The organism is Microvirga terrestris (genome assembly GCF_015694425.1).
Classification (GTDB): domain Bacteria; phylum Pseudomonadota; class Alphaproteobacteria; order Rhizobiales; family Beijerinckiaceae; genus Microvirga; species Microvirga terrestris.
Window position 1 is genome coordinate 827961 of the sequence record NZ_JADQDN010000001.1, and the last position, 18928, is coordinate 846888.

19 protein-coding genes and 1 tRNA gene are annotated in these 18928 nt (G+C 62.0%); 19 read left to right on the forward strand and 1 reads right to left on the reverse strand.

From position 1 onward, the window contains the following. From plsX to I2H36_RS03865, 6 genes are all read left to right on the forward strand, one after another. Positions 1 to 1035, forward strand: a complete 1035-nt coding sequence (gene plsX / locus I2H36_RS03840) for a phosphate acyltransferase PlsX (protein ID WP_196262514.1) — start codon at positions 1 to 3, stop codon at positions 1033 to 1035. Between the two features lie 91 nt (positions 1036 to 1126). After that, positions 1127 to 2104, forward strand: coding sequence for a beta-ketoacyl-ACP synthase III (locus I2H36_RS03845; RefSeq protein ID WP_196262515.1), 978 nt, complete (start codon positions 1127 to 1129; stop codon positions 2102 to 2104). A 126-nt stretch (positions 2105 to 2230) separates the two neighbouring features. Continuing rightward, the gene (locus tag I2H36_RS03850) at positions 2231 to 2542 is read left to right on the forward strand and encodes an integration host factor subunit alpha (RefSeq protein WP_009491113.1); all 312 of its coding nucleotides are present in this window, start codon (positions 2231 to 2233) and stop codon (positions 2540 to 2542) included. A gap of 20 nt (positions 2543 to 2562) precedes the next feature. Then, positions 2563 to 3063, forward strand: a complete 501-nt coding sequence (locus I2H36_RS03855) for a MerR family transcriptional regulator (RefSeq protein WP_196262609.1) — start codon at positions 2563 to 2565, stop codon at positions 3061 to 3063. A gap of 152 nt (positions 3064 to 3215) precedes the next feature. Next, a tRNA-Asp gene (locus I2H36_RS03860) sits at positions 3216 to 3292 on the forward strand. A gap of 182 nt (positions 3293 to 3474) precedes the next feature. Then, positions 3475 to 3903: a low affinity iron permease family protein gene (locus I2H36_RS03865; protein WP_196262516.1), complete on the forward strand. Its 429-nt coding sequence runs from the start codon at positions 3475 to 3477 to the stop codon at positions 3901 to 3903. A 69-nt stretch (positions 3904 to 3972) separates the two neighbouring features. On the opposite strand, the gene I2H36_RS03870 is transcribed toward I2H36_RS03865, so the two are convergent. Next, positions 3973 to 4875, reverse strand: a complete 903-nt coding sequence (locus tag I2H36_RS03870) for a hypothetical protein (protein WP_196262517.1) — start codon at positions 4873 to 4875, stop codon at positions 3973 to 3975. Positions 4876 to 5221: 346 nt separating this feature from the next. Here I2H36_RS03870 and I2H36_RS03875 point away from each other — a divergent pair, with 346 nt between their 5' ends. The 13 genes from I2H36_RS03875 (at position 5222) to I2H36_RS03935 (ending at position 18925) form a co-directional block, all read left to right on the forward strand. Beyond that, complete coding sequence (locus tag I2H36_RS03875) at positions 5222 to 5587, forward strand: NADH-quinone oxidoreductase subunit A (RefSeq protein WP_196262518.1); 366 nt, start codon at positions 5222 to 5224, stop codon at positions 5585 to 5587. Then, positions 5578 to 6162: a NuoB/complex I 20 kDa subunit family protein gene (locus I2H36_RS03880; protein ID WP_196262519.1), complete on the forward strand. Its 585-nt coding sequence runs from the start codon at positions 5578 to 5580 to the stop codon at positions 6160 to 6162. Before I2H36_RS03875 ends, I2H36_RS03880 begins: the two co-directional genes overlap by 10 nt. Positions 6163 to 6176: 14 nt before the next feature. After that, entirely contained in the window at positions 6177 to 6779 is a 603-nt protein-coding gene (locus I2H36_RS03885; RefSeq protein ID WP_196262520.1) for an NADH-quinone oxidoreductase subunit C, read from the forward strand. A 20-nt stretch (positions 6780 to 6799) separates the two neighbouring features. Further along, positions 6800 to 7990, forward strand: coding sequence for an NADH-quinone oxidoreductase subunit D (locus I2H36_RS03890; protein WP_196262521.1), 1191 nt, complete (start codon positions 6800 to 6802; stop codon positions 7988 to 7990). Positions 7991 to 8282: 292 nt separating this feature from the next. Next, the gene (gene nuoE / locus I2H36_RS03895) at positions 8283 to 9341 is read left to right on the forward strand and encodes an NADH-quinone oxidoreductase subunit NuoE (RefSeq protein WP_196262522.1); all 1059 of its coding nucleotides are present in this window, start codon (positions 8283 to 8285) and stop codon (positions 9339 to 9341) included. A gap of 14 nt (positions 9342 to 9355) precedes the next feature. After that, entirely contained in the window at positions 9356 to 10657 is a 1302-nt protein-coding gene (gene nuoF / locus I2H36_RS03900) for an NADH-quinone oxidoreductase subunit NuoF (RefSeq protein ID WP_196262523.1), read from the forward strand. Positions 10658 to 10665: 8 nt separating this feature from the next. Further along, positions 10666 to 12744 carry an NADH-quinone oxidoreductase subunit NuoG gene (gene nuoG, locus I2H36_RS03905; protein ID WP_196262524.1) on the forward strand — a complete coding sequence of 693 codons (2079 nt, stop codon included), beginning with the start codon at positions 10666 to 10668 and terminating at the stop codon, positions 12742 to 12744. Between the two features lie 12 nt (positions 12745 to 12756). Next, on the forward strand, positions 12757 to 13782 hold the full coding sequence (gene nuoH, locus I2H36_RS03910; protein WP_196262525.1) for an NADH-quinone oxidoreductase subunit NuoH: 1026 nt from the start codon (positions 12757 to 12759) through the stop codon (positions 13780 to 13782). Between the two features lie 12 nt (positions 13783 to 13794). Further along, the gene (nuoI, locus tag I2H36_RS03915; protein ID WP_183451378.1) at positions 13795 to 14283 is read left to right on the forward strand and encodes an NADH-quinone oxidoreductase subunit NuoI; all 489 of its coding nucleotides are present in this window, start codon (positions 13795 to 13797) and stop codon (positions 14281 to 14283) included. 137 nt (positions 14284 to 14420) lie between these two features. Next, positions 14421 to 15035 (forward strand): NADH-quinone oxidoreductase subunit J, encoded by a 615-nt coding sequence (locus I2H36_RS03920; RefSeq protein ID WP_196262526.1) that lies wholly within the window; start codon positions 14421 to 14423, stop codon positions 15033 to 15035. 11 nt (positions 15036 to 15046) lie between these two features. Then, positions 15047 to 15355: an NADH-quinone oxidoreductase subunit NuoK gene (gene nuoK, locus I2H36_RS03925; protein WP_027316571.1), complete on the forward strand. Its 309-nt coding sequence runs from the start codon at positions 15047 to 15049 to the stop codon at positions 15353 to 15355. Between the two features lie 25 nt (positions 15356 to 15380). Then, on the forward strand, positions 15381 to 17414 hold the full coding sequence (nuoL, locus tag I2H36_RS03930) for an NADH-quinone oxidoreductase subunit L (RefSeq protein ID WP_196262527.1): 2034 nt from the start codon (positions 15381 to 15383) through the stop codon (positions 17412 to 17414). After that, a complete protein-coding gene (locus I2H36_RS03935) occupies positions 17414 to 18925 on the forward strand; it encodes an NADH-quinone oxidoreductase subunit M (protein WP_196262528.1) in 1512 nt (503 codons plus the stop codon). Before nuoL ends, I2H36_RS03935 begins: the two co-directional genes overlap by 1 nt. Positions 18926 to 18928 lie beyond the last annotated feature (3 nt).

Here is an 18928-nt window from a genome sequence, read left to right on the forward strand (position 1 = left end):
ATGCCGAAGCCGGTGCGAATTTCGCTTGATGCGATGGGGGGTGATCACGGTCCGTCCGTTGTAATCCCGGGCGCTGCCTTGGCCCTGGAGCGCCACCCCGACCTGCGCTTCCTGATGTTCGGCAACGAAACTGTGATCGCGCCTCTGTTGAATGCACATCCCCGGCTGAAGGCCGCCACGGAACTGCGTCATACAGAGATGGCGATTTCTATGGACGAGAAGCCCAGCCAGGCCATCCGGATGGGACGGGGAAAGTCCTCCATGTGGCGCGCCGTGCAGGCAGTTCGCGACGGGGAGGCTGATGCCGCGGTGTCGGCCGGCAATACCGGTGCCCTTATGGCGACCGCCAAGGTCTGTCTCAAGACCATGGCACATATCGAGCGTCCGGCGATCGCCGCCATGTGGCCGACCATGCGGGGCGAGAGCATCGTGCTCGATGTCGGCGCAACCATCGGCGCCGATGCGGGGCATCTGGTCGATATGGCCATCATGGGCGCAGCCATGGCCCGGATCGTCTTCGATCTTGAGCGCCCGAGTGTCGGGCTCCTCAACGTGGGCACCGAGGAGATCAAGGGGATCGAGGCAGTCAAGGAGGCCGGCCGGATCCTCAAGGAGACGAGCCTCCCGAACCTCGAGTATCGCGGCTTCGTCGAAGGCGACGACATCGGCAAGGGCACCGTCGACGTGGTGGTGACAGAAGGTTTTACGGGTAACATCGCCCTGAAGACCGCGGAGGGCACGGCCAAGCAAATCGGCCAATATCTCCGCTCGGCCATGAGCCGGACCCTGATGGCCAAGATCGGCTATCTCTTCGCGAAACAAGCTTTTAACGCTCTCCGGGACAAGATGGACCCCCGCAAGGTCAATGGCGGCGTGTTCCTGGGCCTTGAGGGTGTTGTGGTGAAAAGCCACGGCGGTACCGACGATCTCGGCTTCGCCAGCGCCATCGACGTCGCCTATGACATGGCGCACTTTGAATTGATGAACACAATCCGGAGCATGCTCGATCATGATCCGGTCGGGCAGACTGCTTAGAGCATGACATGCTCTTAACTTTTTGGAATAGCACGATCTTTTCGGGCAAGTGGGAACCGCTTGCCTGGGGCATGCTGTAGGAAGGCGCATCTTGAAACGCACCCGTTCCATCGTACGCGGCATCGGCTCCTATCTGCCGAGGCGCAAGCTGACGAACCAGGATCTCGAGAAGCTGGTGGATACCTCGCACGACTGGATCGTGCAGCGGACCGGCATCGAAGCGCGGCACATCGCCGAGGACGACGAGACCACGTCGGTTCTCGGCATCAAGGCGGCTGAGGCGGCCTTGGCCGATGCCGGGCTGACCGCCAATGACATCGATCTGGTGATATGTGCCACCTCGACGCCAGATTACACTTTTCCGTCGACAGCGACCATGATTCAGACCGGCATCGGCATGACGCATGGTGCCGCGTTCGACCTGCAGGCGGTCTGCACGGGCTTCGTCTATGCCGTGGCTACCGCGGACAAGTTCCTGCAGTCCGGATCGCACAAGCGCGCTCTCGTGGTAGGGGCCGAGACTTTCTCGCGGATCCTCGACTGGAATGACCGCACCACCTGCGTGCTCTTCGGCGATGGCGCGGGTGCCCTCGTACTCGAAGCCCAAGAGGGAGAGGGGACCTCCGCCGACCGGGGGGTCCTCACGTCCCATCTTCGTTCCGACGGGCGTTACCGCGACAAGCTCTATGTGGATGGCGGTCCAGGGTCCACGAAGACCACCGGTGTCCTGAAAATGGAGGGCCGCGAGGTCTTCAAGTTTGCCGTCGGCATGGTGGCGGACGTGGTGCAGGACGCCTTCAAGGCGACCGGCACGAGCGCCGAGGAATTGGATTGGTTCGTGCCCCATCAGGCCAACCGGCGGATCATCACGGCAAGCGCCGACAAGCTTGGTATTGCCCAGGAGAAAGTGGTCATTACCGTGAACAAGCACGGTAACACCTCGGCGGCCTCGATCCCGCTGGCTCTGGACGCGGCCCGAAAGGATGGTCGTATCAAGGACGGGGACCTCGTGATGATCGAGGCGATCGGGGGAGGCTTCACCTGGGGAAGCGCCTTGATCCGCTGGTAGGATCAAGGCAATTCAACTCTGGTGGTATCGACGGATCACACCTTGGCGGTTGACCGTAGGGAGCCATCTGCATAGCGTCGTCAAACGATAACAGGACCAACGAACTCAAGTGCGCTGGGGAGCTCAATGGCTGGCAAAACGATAACGAGAGCGGATCTGAGCGAGGCGGTCTACCAGAAGGTGGGCCTGTCGCGGACGGAATCAGCGGAGCTGGTGGAGCGGGTTCTGGCCGAGATCTGCGACTCTCTGGCTGCTGGCGAGACGGTGAAGCTCTCCTCCTTCGGCTCGTTCATCGTGCGCAGCAAGGGCGAGCGCGTCGGACGCAATCCCAAGACCGGTGTCGAGGTTCCGATCGATCCACGCCGGGTCATGGTTTTCAAGCCTTCGAATGTCTTGAAGGCGCATATCAACGGTGAGACCTTCGAAGGCGAGGATTGATCCGGATGGCGAGCGGCGTCATGGACAAGAGCCCCGACGCGTTCCGCACGATCAGCGAGGTCGCCGACGATCTCGACGTGCCGCAGCATGTGCTGCGCTTCTGGGAGACCCGGTTCAACCACATCAAGCCTCTCAAGCGCGGTGGCGGGCGCCGCTACTACCGTCCGGATGATGTCGACCTGCTCAAAGGCATCCGCCACCTCCTTTATGGCGAAGGCTATACGATCAAGGGGGTCCAGCGGATCCTGAAGGAGGAGGGCGTTCGCTTCGTCCAGGGGATAGGCCGGGGAGAGCAAACGCTTGCCGAGCTTGGTCCCGAGCGCGACGTTGCTCATCCCGATGAGGACGGTTCGGTCTCCGAGAGCTTACTGCCTGAAGAAGATGATGTCCCTCTGCAGCCGCAGCACGAACTGTCGCCAGAAGCACTTCGCAGGCTTCAGGGAGCCCTGGATGAACTGTATGAATGCGACCGGGTGCTGACGTCCTTGCGAAGCCCCGGAGACGCTGCGGCCGTGGAGTAGTGGCCGTTAGAATCCGCAATCCGGCTATGGGCTGCGATGAGGCCTGCGTTGGGCCCGTTTTGGCAAAGCCCTCGAGAATGAGCGCGCTGCACCCTTGACAGGGGGATGGGCGGCTCTTAAACCGCATCCACACCGCTTCGGCGGTCCGATGCGCGGGCGTAGCTCAGTCGGTTAGAGTGCCGGCCTGTCACGCCGGAGGTCGCGGGTTCGAGCCCCGTCGCCCGCGCCACTTCTCCCAAATGAAAATCGCAAGACATGATAACCCCACTGGGGTTCATATGCTCGGCCGCGCGTCAGTTCGATGGGTTGCTCCCATTCTGCACTTTCGGCTTGGCAGTGTATTCTCCTTCCAGCTTGGAATTGTTTGCGAAAGCTGGACGTTATCAAGGGGAAAATGCGAGGCCTTATTCTATGTCGACGTCCAGATGGTTCACCAGTTTCTCCAATTGGGTCGCCCAGGTCACTGGCCGGCCGATCACCTTCGGGTTCTGCCTCCTGGTGATCCTGGTTTGGGCATTCTCGGGCCCATTCTTCGGGTTTTCCGACACTTGGCAGCTCATCGTGAACACAGGAACGACCATCATTACCTTCCTGATGGTGTTCCTAATCCAGAACACTCAGAACCGGGATGGGGCTGCGATCCAAGCCAAGCTTGACGAGCTGATCCGGGCCAGTGCCGCCCAGAACGTGTTTATCGGTATCGAACACCTGACCCAGGAAGAGTTGGACGAGATTCGGGCTAAGTGCGAAGCCAAGGCCAAGGCAGAGACGGCCGCCAGCCGCGCAGAGGCCGCAGCCAACCGAAAGGCAGAAAAGGCCGCTGAAAGAGCGACCTCTTGATGGAGATGGATCCGGACAGCGAACTTTGTCGCGAGCCTAGCTTAATCCAGGATTCAGTCGCAGCGATCCTTAATCTCGCACAAACCGCCAGGTAAGAGTGCCAGTCATGGGGGCAACGGTCTGGCCTGAGTTGTGGGACACGATGCCTGCCTTCTCAAACCTGCTCTGGCCCGTCCACGACGGTGAGCTGATATCGATATTCTGGTCAAGAACCTCGAATTCGCTCTGCCCTTCCAGGAACAACACCGATTTCTCGGATGTATAGGCTTGGCCCGACATTTGAACCGGAACGGGAATGTTAAGCCCTTTCAGGCGGAGGCTCAGGAGGCCGGCCTGACGATCAACCGAGATTTCTACTTGGCATACTTTGTCCATAAACTCCCTATCTTGGTTCGAAAGCTCTAGCCTGCCGGTTCTTTTGAATCTGTAAGGTTTGACGGGATCGGGCGGGGAGATATTCATGCCGTCGCCTTCGTCCTGCACGACCAGGGTGCCTGTTGCACAAGGGCCGCGATGGTCAGCCATCCAGTTTTCAAAGCGGGTATCGTCCTGCTTCATGGAGCCCATGGCTTGAGGATTCGCCATCATCTGCTGGCCGAAGCTCATCATGGCTTTTCTCTGGCACTCTTGGTCACCCTTGCAGGGCTCAAGCACCTTCGCCATGGCGGCCATGCCCGGAGCCATCGGGGCATTATTCTTGTCGATCCCGCCTACTTTGACGATCGGGGTAGGGCTTTTCACCGGCACCAGCATGGCGAGTTCAAGCTCAAGCTTTCGGCTGGACGTCAGGCGGTACCACTCGACCTTGTTAGGAAGATCCTTACGCCCTGAGCCCTTCAAATCGATCGTCAGGAAGAGACGGCCTTTTGGCGCTCCGGCAAAGTGATCACGCTTCATCTCCTGGGCGCCCGCGGTCCAGAGTGAAAGGCACACAAACGCTAAAGTCGTTATGGGATAAGAGATTTTACGCATGTTTCTTCTGCACGGTAATGATAAGTCGTTACTTTACCCTGACTCGCTCTGATGAGCTAGGCTTTGGTCCTCAGACGGCTTTGCTCCTGCACTGGAAACATGGCCTGCCTGCCTTGAGAGCGGGCATCGCCGAAAAATCCCGTAAAATAGATGGTCCCGCAGGCCAAAGTCACTTTGGAATGATTCTTTTTGCGGCAGTGCAAACACTTGTCACGGAAGGGGATCTCCGGTAAGCCTCCCGCGCAATCAGCGTGATGTCGCAGGGGACTGTTTTAGACCTTTCTGAGGCTTAAATGCGTTGCAGATTGCCGGCCCTGGGCCGGATTCCTGTCCTTCTAGGTGTCGTATGACGAATCTCCTCGCCGACTACCTGCCTCTTGTCATCTTTATCGGCGTATCGCTCCTGATCGGAGTGGCGCTGCTCGTGGCGCCGTTCATCGTCGCCTACAGCCGTCCGGACCAGGAGAAGCTGTCCGCCTATGAGTGTGGGTTCAATGCGTTCGACGACGCCCGCATGAAGTTCGACGTGCGGTTCTATCTCGTGGCCATTCTTTTCATCATCTTCGACCTCGAAGTGGCGTTCCTGTTCCCCTGGGCGATTACGTTCGGGAATCTCGGCTGGTTCGGCTTCACCTCCATGATGATCTTCCTTGGAGTCCTGACGGTCGGATTCATTTACGAGTGGAAGAAGGGAGCCCTCGAATGGGATTGATCTCCGACAACCAGTCGACCCTGGTCGCTCCCGCTCCGCGCGGCGTCATTGACCCGAATACCGGCAAGCCGGTCGGCTCGACGGATCCTTACTTCGTCTCCATTAACGAGGAATTGTCCGACAAGGGCTTTCTCGTCACCTCGACCGAGGATCTCATCACCTGGGCGCGCACCGGCTCGCTCATGTGGATGACCTTCGGTCTGGCCTGCTGCGCCGTCGAGATGATGCAGATGTCCATGCCGCGGTATGACGTCGAGCGCTTCGGTTTTGCGCCGCGCGCTTCGCCGCGCCAGTCCGACGTGATGATCGTGGCCGGTACGCTCACCAACAAGATGGCCCCCGCGCTCCGCAAGGTCTATGACCAGATGCCGGAGCCGCGCTACGTCATCTCCATGGGGTCCTGCGCCAATGGCGGCGGCTATTACCATTATTCCTATTCCGTGGTCCGTGGCTGCGACCGCATCGTGCCGGTCGACATCTACGTGCCGGGCTGCCCGCCCACGGCCGAGGCACTCCTCTATGGTGTGCTGCTTCTGCAGAAGAAGATCCGCCGCACCGGCACCATTGAGCGCTGAGCAAAGGTCATTGTATGAGTGCTGAGCTCCAAGCCCTGAGCGACCATATCGCCTCGTCCCTCGGCGAGGCGATCGAGGATCGGGCCATCGCGTTCGGCGAGCTGACGATCGTCTCGCGCCGCGAGGATATCATTCGGGTTGCGTCTTTCCTTCGCGACGACCCGCAGTGCCGCTTCGTCTGCTTCATCGACATTTGCGGCGCCGACTATCCGGCCCGTGAGAACCGCTTCGATGTGGTCTACCATTTCCTGACTCCTCACCATAACCGCCGCATCCGCGTGAAGGTGATGACGGACGAGGTGACCCCGGTCCCTTCGCTTGTCAGCCTCTGGCCGGCGGCGAACTGGTTCGAGCGTGAGGCATATGACCTCTACGGCATCCTGTTCTCGGGCCATCCGGACCTGCGCCGGATCCTCACCGATTACGGCTTCGAGGGGCATCCGCTCCGCAAGGACTTCCCGATGACGGGCTACGTCGAGGTTCGCTATGACGACGGGCAGGGCCGTGTGGTCTATGAGCCTGTAAAGCTCAACCAGGAGTTCCGGAACTTCGACTTTCTCTCGCCCTGGGAAGGCACGGATTACGTGCTGCCTGGCGACGAGAAGGCCAAGGCTTAGAGGAGCGGAAAGGGCGACCCATGGGCGAGCATAACATCCGCAACTTCACCATCAATTTCGGCCCCCAGCATCCGGCGGCGCACGGCGTTTTGCGCCTCGTCCTGGAGCTTGATGGCGAGGTGGTCGAGCGCGTCGATCCGCATATCGGGCTGCTCCATCGCGGCACCGAGAAGCTGATCGAGTACAAGACCTACGTTCAGGCCAACCCCTATTTCGACCGGCTCGACTACGTAGCGCCGATGAACCAGGAGCACGCCTATTGCCTGGCGATCGAGAAGCTCCTCGGCATCCAGGTTCCCCGGCGCGCCCAGCTGATCCGTGTTCTGTTCTCCGAGATCGGGCGCCTTCTCTCGCATCTCCTCAACGTGACCACGCAGGCCATGGACGTCGGCGCGCTCACACCCCCTCTCTGGGGCTTCGAAGAGCGCGAGAAGCTTATGATCTTCTATGAGCGCGTCTCCGGCTCGCGGATGCACGCCAACTACTTCCGGCCCGGCGGCGTCAGCATGGACATCCAGCCGGAGCTGATCGACGACATCGAGGCCTTCTGCGACCCGTTCCTGCAGGTGCTGGACGATCTCGACACCCTCGTAATCGGCAACCGCATCTTCAAGCAGCGCAATGTCGATATCGGCGTTCTCACGCTGGACGACTGCTGGAAATGGGGCTTCTCGGGCCCGATCGTCCGCAGTTGCGGCGTGGCCTGGGACCTGCGCAAGTCGCAGCCCTACGAGTGCTACGAGGAGATGGACTTCGACATCCCCGTGGGCAAGAACGGCGACAACTACGACCGTCAGGTCATCCGCATGGAAGAAATGCGCCAGAGCGTGCGGATCATGCGCCAGTGTCTCGACAAGCTGCGGGCGCCGGATGGGCATGGACCCGTAGCCACGCTCGACGGCAAGGTCGCTCCGCCCTCGCGCAAAGACATGAAGCGCTCCATGGAAGCGCTGATTCACCACTTCAAGCTCTACACGGAAGGCTTCCACGTGCCGGCGGGCGAGGTCTACACAGCCGTCGAGGCTCCGAAGGGCGAGTTTGGCGTCTACCTTGTGTCAGACGGCACCAACAAGCCCTACCGCTGCAAGATTCGTGCCCCGGGCTTCGCCCATCTGCAGGGCATGGATTTCATGTGCCGGGGCCACATGCTGGCCGACGTCGCAGGCGTCCTGGGCTCCATCGACATCGTGTTCGGCGAGGTCGACCGGTGAAATCTATAGCCACAATCGCTAAGATCGGCGGCGTGGCAGTCACAGTGGTAATGTCCCTTTTCATGAGTGGCGCTATCGCTTGGGCAATCACCTACTTTCAGATCGATGGTTCTGAGCCAGAAAATCCCGGAACTGATCTGGGGGCAGGTATGGCCTTTCTAGGGCTGAGCCTCTTGTTAGCTCCGATTGGAGCGATTGGGGGTGGAGCATTAGGTATAAGGCTCTTGTTTAAGAGCAAGGAGAAGGGCGGGCAGGATACAATGCACGCCAACCTTGCTAGCACGAGGTAGAAATGGCCGTTCGCAAGCTCGCGCCTGAAGACATGCAGCCCGAGATCTTCGTTCTCTCCCCGGAGACCGAGGCTTTCGCTGACAAGGAAGTCGCCAAGTATCCGCCAGGCCGGCAGGCTTCGGCCGTGATCGCTCTCCTGGGCAAGGCTCAGGAGCAGGCGGGCGGCTGGCTGCCGCGCAAGGCCATCGAGGCGGTGGCCGCGAAGCTCGACATGCCGGTGATCCGCGTGATGGAGGTGGCGACCTTCTACACGATGTTCAATCTCGAGCCGGTCGGAAAGTACTTCATCCAGTTCTGCGGCACGACGCCGTGCATGCTCCGCGGTGCCGGGGACATCAGGAAAGTGCTGGAAAGCCGCGTCGGCGAGCAGAACCATGTCAGCCCCGATGGCACGTTCTCCTGGCTCGAAGTCGAATGCCTTGGAGCCTGCTCCAACGCCCCGATGGTTCAGATCAACGATGACTATTACGAGGATCTGACGACCGAGAACTTCGAGAAGCTCCTCGACGACCTCGCCGCAGGCCGCCCTGTGAAGAAGGGTTCGCAGATCGGCCGCAACCGCTCCGAGCCCCATCAGGCCGTGAATACCCTGCAGGATCCTGCGCTCTATGACGGCTCGCTCGTCGGCGCCTGGCGCAACCGATTCGAGGAGCAGGCGAAGGCTGCCGAAACCGGTGAAGCCGCGGCCGCTGTCGCGAGCGTCCCTGAGCAGGCCAAGGCGGCCAAGCCCACGGCAGGACGCCCGATTGAGAGCGACGCCGCCGATACGCCGGCCAAGCGCGCGAAGGAGGGTGAGACGCCGATCAATCCGGTGGATCGCAAGGAAGCCGCCGACCCGTCGACGGCCACCAAGGGCAAGTCGCATACGGAAGAGGGCGCAAGGCCTGCACCGCAGAGCAGCAAGTCCTACGTGGCATCGCCAACGAAGGACGGCGAGGCTGTGCCCAACAGCCCGACGACTCCGGAGGCCGGTACGCCTCCTGCCCAAGCCGAAACACGCCGCGACGGGAGCGAGAGCAAGCCGGACGTGGTCGTGACCGAAGACAACAAGACGTCCTGATGGAGTGATCGGGAATGCTTCAGGACAAAGATCGTATCTTCACCAATCTCTACGGCTTCCACTCGCCGGATCTTCAGGCCGCGAAGATGCGCGGCGCCTGGGACGGAACCAAGTTCCTCCTGGAGCAGGGCCGCGACTGGATCGTCAACGAGATGAAGGCGTCCGGCCTGCGCGGCCGTGGCGGCGCGGGCTTCCCCACGGGCCTGAAATGGTCCTTCATGCCCAAGCAGTCGGACGGCCGTCCGCACTATCTGGTTGTGAACGCCGACGAGTCGGAGCCGGGCACCTGTAAGGATCGCGAGATCATGCGGAATGATCCGCATCTTCTCGTCGAGGGCTGTCTCATCGCCTCCTTCGCCATGGGGGCGCATGCGGCCTACATCTATATTCGTGGTGAGTACGTGGCCGAGCGCCATGCGCTTCAGCGGGCGGTGGACGAGGCCTACGAGGCCAAGCTCATCGGCAAGGACAACATCTACGGCTACCCCTTCGACCTCTATGTCCACCACGGCGCAGGCGCTTACATCTGCGGAGAGGAGACGGCTCTCATCGAGAGCATGGAGGGCAAGAAGGGCATGCCGCGCCTGAAGCCGCCGTTCCCGGCTAATATGGGCCTCTACGGTTGCCCGACCACGGTCAACAACGTCGAGTCCATTGCGGTCGCCGGCACGATTCTGCGCCGCGGCGCCTCCTGGTTCTCGGGCATCGGCAGGCCGAACAATGTGGGCACGAAACTCTTCTGCGTTTCGGGTCACGTCAACAAGCCCTGCAACGTGGAGGAGGCCATGGGCCTCACCTTCCGCGAGCTGATCGACCGTCATTGCGGCGGCATTCGCGGCGGCTGGGACAACCTGCTCGGCGTCATCCCCGGCGGCTCGTCGGTTCCGATTGTTCCGGCCGATCAGATCGCCGATGCCTACATGGATTTCGACACGCTGCGGAACCTGAAGTCCGGCCTCGGCACCGCTGCCGTGATCGTGATGGACAAGTCCACCGACATCGTCCGCGCCATCGCCCGCCTCGCTTATTTCTACAAGCACGAGAGCTGCGGCCAGTGCACTCCGTGCCGCGAGGGCACGGGCTGGATGTGGCGCGTGCTCACCCGCATGGCCGAGGGCCGCGCCCAGAAGCGCGAGATCGACATGCTCCTCGAAGTCTCGACCCAGATCGAAGGCCACACCATCTGCGCGCTCGGCGACGCGGCGGCTTGGCCGGTCCAGGGTCTGATCCGCCACTTCCGTCACGAGATCGAGAAGCGGATCGACGATTACGCGGCGAACCCGCATTCCGAATCCGTCATGATCGCGGCGGAGTGAGATTGAAGATGGCGAAAATCATCGTTGACGGCGTCGAGGTCGACGTTCCTGCGGAATACACCCTGCTCCAGGCCGCCGAAGCAGCCGGGGCGGAGATTCCGCGCTTCTGCTACCACGAGCGGCTCTCGATTGCCGGCAACTGCCGCATGTGCCTCGTCGAGGTGAAGGGCGCGCCGAAACCGGTTGCCTCCTGCGCCTGGGGCGTGCGCGACTGCCGCCCGGGCCCGAATGGCGAGCCGCCGGAGATCTCCACCAAATCACCGACGGTCAAGAAGGCGCGCGAAGGGGTGATGGAGTTCCTCCTCATTAACCATCCGCTCGATTGTCCGATCTGCGACCAGGGCGGTCAGTGCGACCTGCAGGACCAGGCCATGGCCTACGGCGTCGACACCAGCCGCTTCCACGAGAACAAGCGCGCGGTGACCGACAAGTACCTCGGCCCGCTGGTGCGCACCTCCATGAACCGGTGCATCCACTGCACCCGCTGCGTGCGCTTTTCGGCCGAAGTGGCCGGTGTGCCTGATCTCGGCGCCCTGTGGCGCGGCGAGGACATGGAGATCACGAGCTATCTCGAGAAGGCCCTCGGCTCCGAGCTGCAGGCCAACGTGGCGGATCTCTGTCCGGTCGGCGCCCTGACCCACAAGCCAGAGGCCTACCATTACCGTCCCTGGGAGCTCACCAAGACCGATTCCGTTGACGTGATGGATGCGGTCGGCTCCTCGATCCGCGTCGATTCCCGCGGCCGCGAGGTCATGCGCATCCTGCCACGCGTGAACGAGGCAGTGAACGAGGAGTGGATCACCGACAAGACTCGCCAGATCGTGGATGGCCTGCGCCTCCAGCGCCTCGACCGCCCCTTCGTGCGGGAGAACGGCCGCCTGCGTCCTGCATCCTGGCAGGAAGCCTTCGCCACCATTGCCAACCGCGTGAAGGGTACGGACCCGAAGCGCATCGGCGCCATCGTGGGTGATCTCGCTGCTGTCGAAGAGATGTACGCCCTGAAGCTCCTCATGGAGAGCCTTGGCGTCACCAACATCGATGCCCGCCAGGACGGCAGCGTGCTGACGCCGGTTTATGGCCGTGGCTCCTACCTGTTCAACACTACCATCTCCGGTATTGAGGATGCGGATGCGATCCTGATCGTGGGCTCGAACCCGCGCATCGAAGCCTCGCTCGTCAACGTTCGCATCCGCAAGCGCTGGCGCGCGGCTCCGCCGCCGATCGCCATGATCGGCGAGCATGCTGACCTGACCTATCCTTACGAGTATCTCGGCGCCGGTCCCGAGACGCTGTCCGAGTTGGCCTCCGGCCGCCTCAGCTTCATCGAGAAGCTCCGCGGTGCCGAGCGTCCGCTGATCATCGTGGGGCAGGGCGCTCTCTCCCGGCCGGACGGTCTGGCGGTGCTCTCCACCGTGGCTCAACTCGCCCGCGATGTCGGTGCGGTGAAGGACGGCTGGAACGGTTTCTCGGTTCTGCATACCGCCGCCTCCCGCGTCGGCGCCCTCGATCTGGGCCTCGTGCCGGGCGAGTGGGGCCTGAACGCCCAGACCATGGCGCAGGGCGAAGTGGACGTGCTGTTCAATCTCGGCGCTGACGAGATCGACATCGCTCCCGGAACCTTCGTCATCTACCAGGGCACCCATGGCGACCGTGGTGCGCACCGTGCCGACGTAATCCTGCCGGCCGCAACCTATACGGAGAAGTCCGGCACCTACGTGAACACGGAAGGCCGGGTGCAGCTCGCCAACCGCGCTGCGTTCGCCCCAGGCGAGGCTCGTGAGGACTGGGCGATCCTGCGCGCGCTCTCCGACGTGCTGGGCCATCGCCTGCCGTTTGACTCGCTCAATGCCCTGCGGGTGAAGCTCTATGCAGCCTATCCGCATTTCGCTGCGGTGGAGACGGTTCAGCCGGCTGACAGCTTCGCGGCCATCCAGGCGCTCGCCAATGTCGGCGGCACCCTAGGACGCGAGCCTTTCGTGAGCCCGGTGAAGGACTTCTACCTGACGAACCCCATTGCCCGCGCCTCCGGCGTCATGGCCGAGTGCTCTGCGCTCGCCCGTGAGCTGAAGCTCGAGGCGGCTGAGTAAGAGGAACGGATCATGGAATTTGGGGACATCCTCCTCGCCGTCGCGATCATGCTGGGCAAGAGCTTGCTCATGCTGGTCGCGCTTCTCATCTTCATCGCCTACGCACTCTATGCCGACCGTAAGGTCTGGGCAGCCGTTCAGCTCCGCCGCGGCCCGAACGTGGTCGGGCCCTGGGGCTTGCTCCAGTCCTTCGCCGATCTGCTGAAGTTCGTGCTGAAGGAGCCGATCATTCCGGCACCGGCCAACAAGGGCATGTTCCTGCTGGCGCCGCTGTTGATGTGCACCCTGTCGCTCGCGGCCTGGGCGGTGATACCGCTTAATGCCGGGTGGGCCATCGCCGACATCAATGTGGGCATTCTCTATATCTTCGCGATCTCGTCGCTCGGCGTCTACGGCGTCATCATGGGCGGCTGGGCCTCGAACTCGAAATATCCGTTCCTCGGCGCGCTCCGCTCGGCGGCGCAGATGGTCTCCTACGAGGTCTCCATCGGCTTCGTGATCGTAACCGTGCTCATGTGCGCCGGAACCTTGAACCTGTCGGCCATCGTGGAATCGCAGAACACCCGCCTGGGCATCCTGGGCTGGTACTGGCTGCCGCTCTTCCCGATGTTCGTGGTATTCTTCATCTCGGCCATGGCCGAGACGAACCGCCCGCCCTTCGACCTGCCGGAGGCCGAATCCGAGCTCGTGGCCGGATACATGGTGGAATACTCCTCCACGCCGTACCTGCTCTTCATGCTCGGTGAGTACGTGGCCATCATGACCATGTGCGCGCTCGGCACGATCCTGTTCCTCGGCGGCTGGCTCTCGCCGATCCCGTTCGCGCCCTTCACCTGGGTGCCTGGCGTGATCTGGTTCGTGCTGAAGGCGAGCTTCCTCTTCATCCTCATCGCCATGGTGAAAGCCCTGGTTCCCCGCTACCGCTACGATCAGCTCATGCGTCTCGGCTGGAAGGTCTTCCTGCCCCTGTCGCTCGCCATGGTCGTCATCGTGGCGGCTATCCTGATGGCGACCGGCAATGCGCCGGGCGTCCGCTAAAGGAGACTGGCCATGCAGCTGGACCGCATTGCCCAATCCCTCCTGCTGAAGGAGTTCATCTCAGGCTTCATCCTGACGGTGAAATACTTCTTCAAGCCGAAGGCGACCCTCAATTATCCGTTCGAGATGGGCCATCGCGGGCCTCGCTTCCGCGGTGAGCACGCCCTGCGGCGCTATCCCAACGGAGAAGAGCGCTGCATTGCCTGCAAGCTCTGCGAGGCGATCTGCCCGGCCCAGGCCATCACCATTGAGGCCGGTCCGCGCCGGAACGACGGCACCCGCCGCACCACCCGCTATGACATCGACATGGTGAAGTGCATCTATTGCGGCATGTGCCAGGAGGCCTGCCCGGTGGACGCCATCGTTGAGGGGCCGAACTTCGAGTTCTCCGTAGAGACCCGCGAAGAGCTCTACTACGACAAGGCCAAGCTTCTCGAAAACGGGGAGCGCTGGGAGCGCGAGATCGCGAGAAACCTCGCGAAGACAGCCCCCTATCGGTAGAACGCCTCTGGCCCGGCGAAGGCAGGGGCAAGCAGCTCCGGCGGGTTGTCCCCGCTGGATTCGGAATTTATAGACAGGCCGCCGGGTTGTCCGGGGCCACGTCGGAAGGGGCCGCTTTTCAGCGGCTTGAACTGAGCATGACGGTAACCGCCGCCTTCTTCTACCTGTTCGCGACGATCACGATCGCCTCCGGTTTCATGGTGATTGCCTCCCGCAATCCCGTGCAGTCGGTGCTGTTCCTCATCCTGGCCTTCGTGAATGCCGCGGGGCTGTTCCTGCTGATGGGAGCCGAGTTCCTGGCGATGATCCTGGTCATCGTCTATGTGGGCGCGGTCGCGGTGCTCTTCCTCTTCGTCGTCATGATGCTCGACGTGGATTTCGCGGCGCTCCGCCAGGGCTTCCTGCAGTACCTGCCCATCGGTGGGTTGATCGGGTTGATCCTGCTGCTGGAACTTGTCCTGGTGGTCGGCACCTACACCATCGACCCGGGTCTCGTCCGGTCTCCGCAGGTTCCGATCCCGTCGGCGGACGTCATGACCAACACCGAGGCCATCGGCCAGGTGCTCTACACCCGCTACTTCTACTTCTTCCAGGCCGCCGGCCTGATCCTGCTGGTCGCCATGATCGGCGCCATCGTCCTGACCCTGCGCGAGCGGGTCGGCGTTCGGCGCCAGGATATTTCCAGGCAGAACGCCCGGACGCAGGAAACCGCCGTCGAGGTGCGGAAGGTTCCCTTCCGCCAGGGCATCTAAGGAGGCACGCCATGGTTATCGGACTGGGTCATTACCTCACCGTCGCCGCCGTGCTCTTCACGCTCGGCGTGTTCGGCATCTTCATCAACCGGAAGAACGTGATCGTCATACTGATGTCCATCGAGCTGATCCTGCTCGCCGTGAACATCAACATGGTCGCTTTCTCGACCCACCTGAACGACATCGTCGGCCAGATCTTCGCCATGCTGATCCTCACGGTTGCGGCGGCGGAAGCAGCCATCGGGCTGGCCATTCTGGTGGTCTTCTTCCGCAACCGCGGCTCCATCGCGGTTGAAGACGTCAACATGATGAGGGGCTAACGCCCGAACGGCGAAGTAAAAGACCATGTATCACGCAATCGTCTTCCTGCCGCTCGTCGGCTTCCTCATCGCCGGCATCTTCGGTCGTGTGCTCGGCCCGCGGCCGAGCGAGATCATCACGACCGCGCTGCTCTTCGTGGCGGCCGTCCTGTCCTGGGTGTCCTTCATCCAGGTTGGCTTCGGCGACGGCGCCACCCGGGTCCAGGTGGCCCATTGGATGTCGGTCGGCGACCTCCAGGTCGATTGGGCGTTCCGGATCGACACGCTGACCGCCATGATGCTGGTGGTCGTCAACACCGTCTCGGCTCTCGTACATCTCTACTCCATCGGCTACATGCACGAGGATCCGCACCGTCCGCGCTTCTTCGCCTACCTGTCGCTCTTCACCTTCACCATGCTCATGCTGGTGACCGCCGACAACCTGGTCCAGATGTTCTTCGGCTGGGAAGGCGTAGGCCTCGCGAGCTACCTGCTCATCGGCTTCTGGTACCAGAAGGATTCGGCCAATGCGGCGGCCATGAAGGCCTTCATTGTCAACCGCGTCGGCGATTTCGGCTTCCTGCTCGGCATCTTCACCGTCTTCGTCCTGTTCAACGGTGTGACCTTCGACGCGATCTTCCCGCGTGTGGCTGAGTTGGCGAACGCGAACTTCACCTTCCTGGGCATCGAGTGGCATGCCCTGACCATCGCCTGCCTGCTGCTCTTCATGGGCGCCATGGGCAAGTCGGCGCAGTTCCTGCTCCACACCTGGCTGCCGGACGCGATGGAAGGCCCGACCCCGGTCTCCGCCCTCATCCACGCGGCCACCATGGTGACCGCGGGCGTGTTCATGGTCGCGCGCCTGTCGCCGATCTTCGAATACGCACCGGCTGCGCTCACCGTCGTCACCGTCATTGGCGGCATCACGGCCTTCTTCGCAGCGACCGTGGGTCTGGTCCAGAACGACATCAAGCGCGTCATCGCCTATTCGACCTGCTCGCAGCTCGGCTACATGTTCGTGGCGCTCGGCGTCGGGGCCTACAGCGCGGGCGTGTTCCACCTCTTCACGCACGCCTTCTTCAAGGCCCTGCTGTTCCTAGGCGCCGGCTCGGTGATCCACGCCATGCACCATGAGCAGGACATGCGCCACATGGGCGCCCTGCGCCGCTATATTCCCCTCACCACGGCCATGATGCTCATCGGCAACCTGGCTCTGACCGGTTTCCCGTTCACGGCGGGCTACTACTCGAAGGATGCGATCATCGAAGCAGCCTATGCGGCCCACTCGACCGCAGGCTCCTTCGCCTTCCTGGCGACGGTCGTGGCTGCATTCATGACGTCGTTCTACTCCTGGCGTCTGTTCTTCCTCACCTTCGAAGGTTCTGCCCGCTGGGGACACGGCCATCATGGACATGCTGCGCATTCTCATGAGGGCGTAGAGCATGACGATCACAACCGGGATGTGGAGCCTGCACATCATGCGCAGCATGAGCATGGCCATCACGGGGACCACACGCCCCATGAGAGCCCGCTGGTGATGCTGCTGCCGCTCATTGTGCTCGCCATCGGCGCTGTCATTGCTGGCTACGTGTTCCACGAGGCATTCCTCGGCCATGGCTACGAGGAATTCTGGAAGGGTGCCCTGTTCACCCGGCCTGAGAACCACATCCTGGAGGAGATGCACCATCTCCCCGGCTGGGTGCCTCTGCTTCCCACGGTCATGATGGCTCTGGGCTTCGTGCTGGCTTATTACATGTACATCGTCGACGCCAAGCAGCCGGCGAAGCTCGCGGCCGATCATCCGATCCTGTATCGCTTCCTGCTCAACAAGTGGTACTTCGACGAGCTCTATGACGCGATCTTCGTGCGCCCCGCCATGGCTATCGGCCGGTTCTTCTGGCGCACGGGCGACCAGCGCATCATCGACGGGCTCGGTCCCGACGGAATTTCCGCCCGCGTCCTCGACGTGACGCGCGGGGTTGTGCGGGTCCAGACGGGCTATGTCTATCATTACGCCTTCGCGATGCTGATCGGCGTTGCGGCTCTCGTGACCTTCTATCTCTTCAGGGGAGCCCACTAATGCTCGGCTTCGGCATCCTCTCCGGCCTTCTGGTCCTGCCGCTCGTTGGAGCGGCCTTCATCCTGACCCTGCGCGGCGACAGCGAGGCTGCTCGCTCTAACGCACGCTGGGCGGCGCTTGCCACGACGATCGCGACCTTCCTCCTGTCGCTCGTCGCCTGGGCACGGTTCGACACGGCCACGGCTTCGTTCCAGCTCGTGGAAAGCCATGTCTGGCTGACCGACACCATCCGGTTCAAGCTCGGCGTCGACGGCTTCTCCATGCCGCTGATCCTGCTCACCACATTCCTGATGCCGTTCTGCATCCTGGCCTCGTGGGAATCGATCGGGCATCGGGTGAAGGAATATTTCGTCGCCTTTCTGGTCCTCGAGACCACGATGATCGGTGTATTCTGCGCCCTCGACCTCGTGCTGTTCTACCTGTTCTTCGAAGCGGGCCTGATCCCGATGTTCCTCATCATCGGCATCTGGGGCGGCAAGCGGCGCATCTATGCCAGCTTCAAGTTCTTCCTTTACACGCTGCTCGGCTCCGTGCTGATGCTGCTCGCCATCATGGCCATGTACTGGCAGGCAGGCACGACGGACATCCCGACGCTTCTGGCGTTCAACTTCCCGTCGAACCTGCAGACATGGCTTTGGCTTGCTTTCTTCGCTTCCTTCGCGGTGAAGATGCCCATGTGGCCGGTCCACACCTGGTTGCCGGACGCCCACGTGGAAGCGCCGACGGCAGGCTCGGTGATCCTGGCCGGCGTCCTGCTGAAGATGGGCGGCTACGGCTTCATCCGTGTGTCGCTGCCAATGTTCCCGGAGGCGTCTGAGTATTTCGCTCCCCTGGTGTTCGCTCTGTCGGTCATCGCAATCGTCTATACCTCGCTGGTTGCCCTGATGCAGGAGGACATCAAGAAGCTCATAGCCTATTCCTCGGTGGCGCATATGGGCTTCGTGACCATGGGCCTGTTCAGCATGAACGAGCAGGGCATCCAGGGCGCCATGTTCACCATGATCTCGCACGGCCTCATCTCCGGCGCGCTCTTCCTGAGCGTCGGCGTGATCTACGACCGGATGCATACCCGCGAGATCAAGGCTTATGGCGGCCTCGTGAACCGGATGCCCATGTATGCGGTGGTGTTCCTGATCCTGACCATGGCCAATGTGGCCCTGCCGGGTACCTCGGGCTTCATCGGCGAGTTTCTGACCCTCATGGGTGCTTTCCGGTCCAACACCTGGGTGGCCTTCTTCGCCACCACGGGCGTGATCCTCTCGGCCGCCTACGCGCTTTGGCTCTATCGTCGCGTGGTGTACGGAGAACTCGATAAGCCGGCGCTCCAGACCATCACCGACCTGAACCGCCGCGAAATCATCACCTTCGCGCCGCTCATTCTGCTCATCATCTATTACGGCGTGCAGCCAGGTCCGATCCTCGACGCCTTCGCGGTGCCGACGGAATCGCTTCTCAACAACGTTCAGGCCGCGCTTGCCACCGTGAAAACGGCCGCTGTCGTCGCACACTGAGGT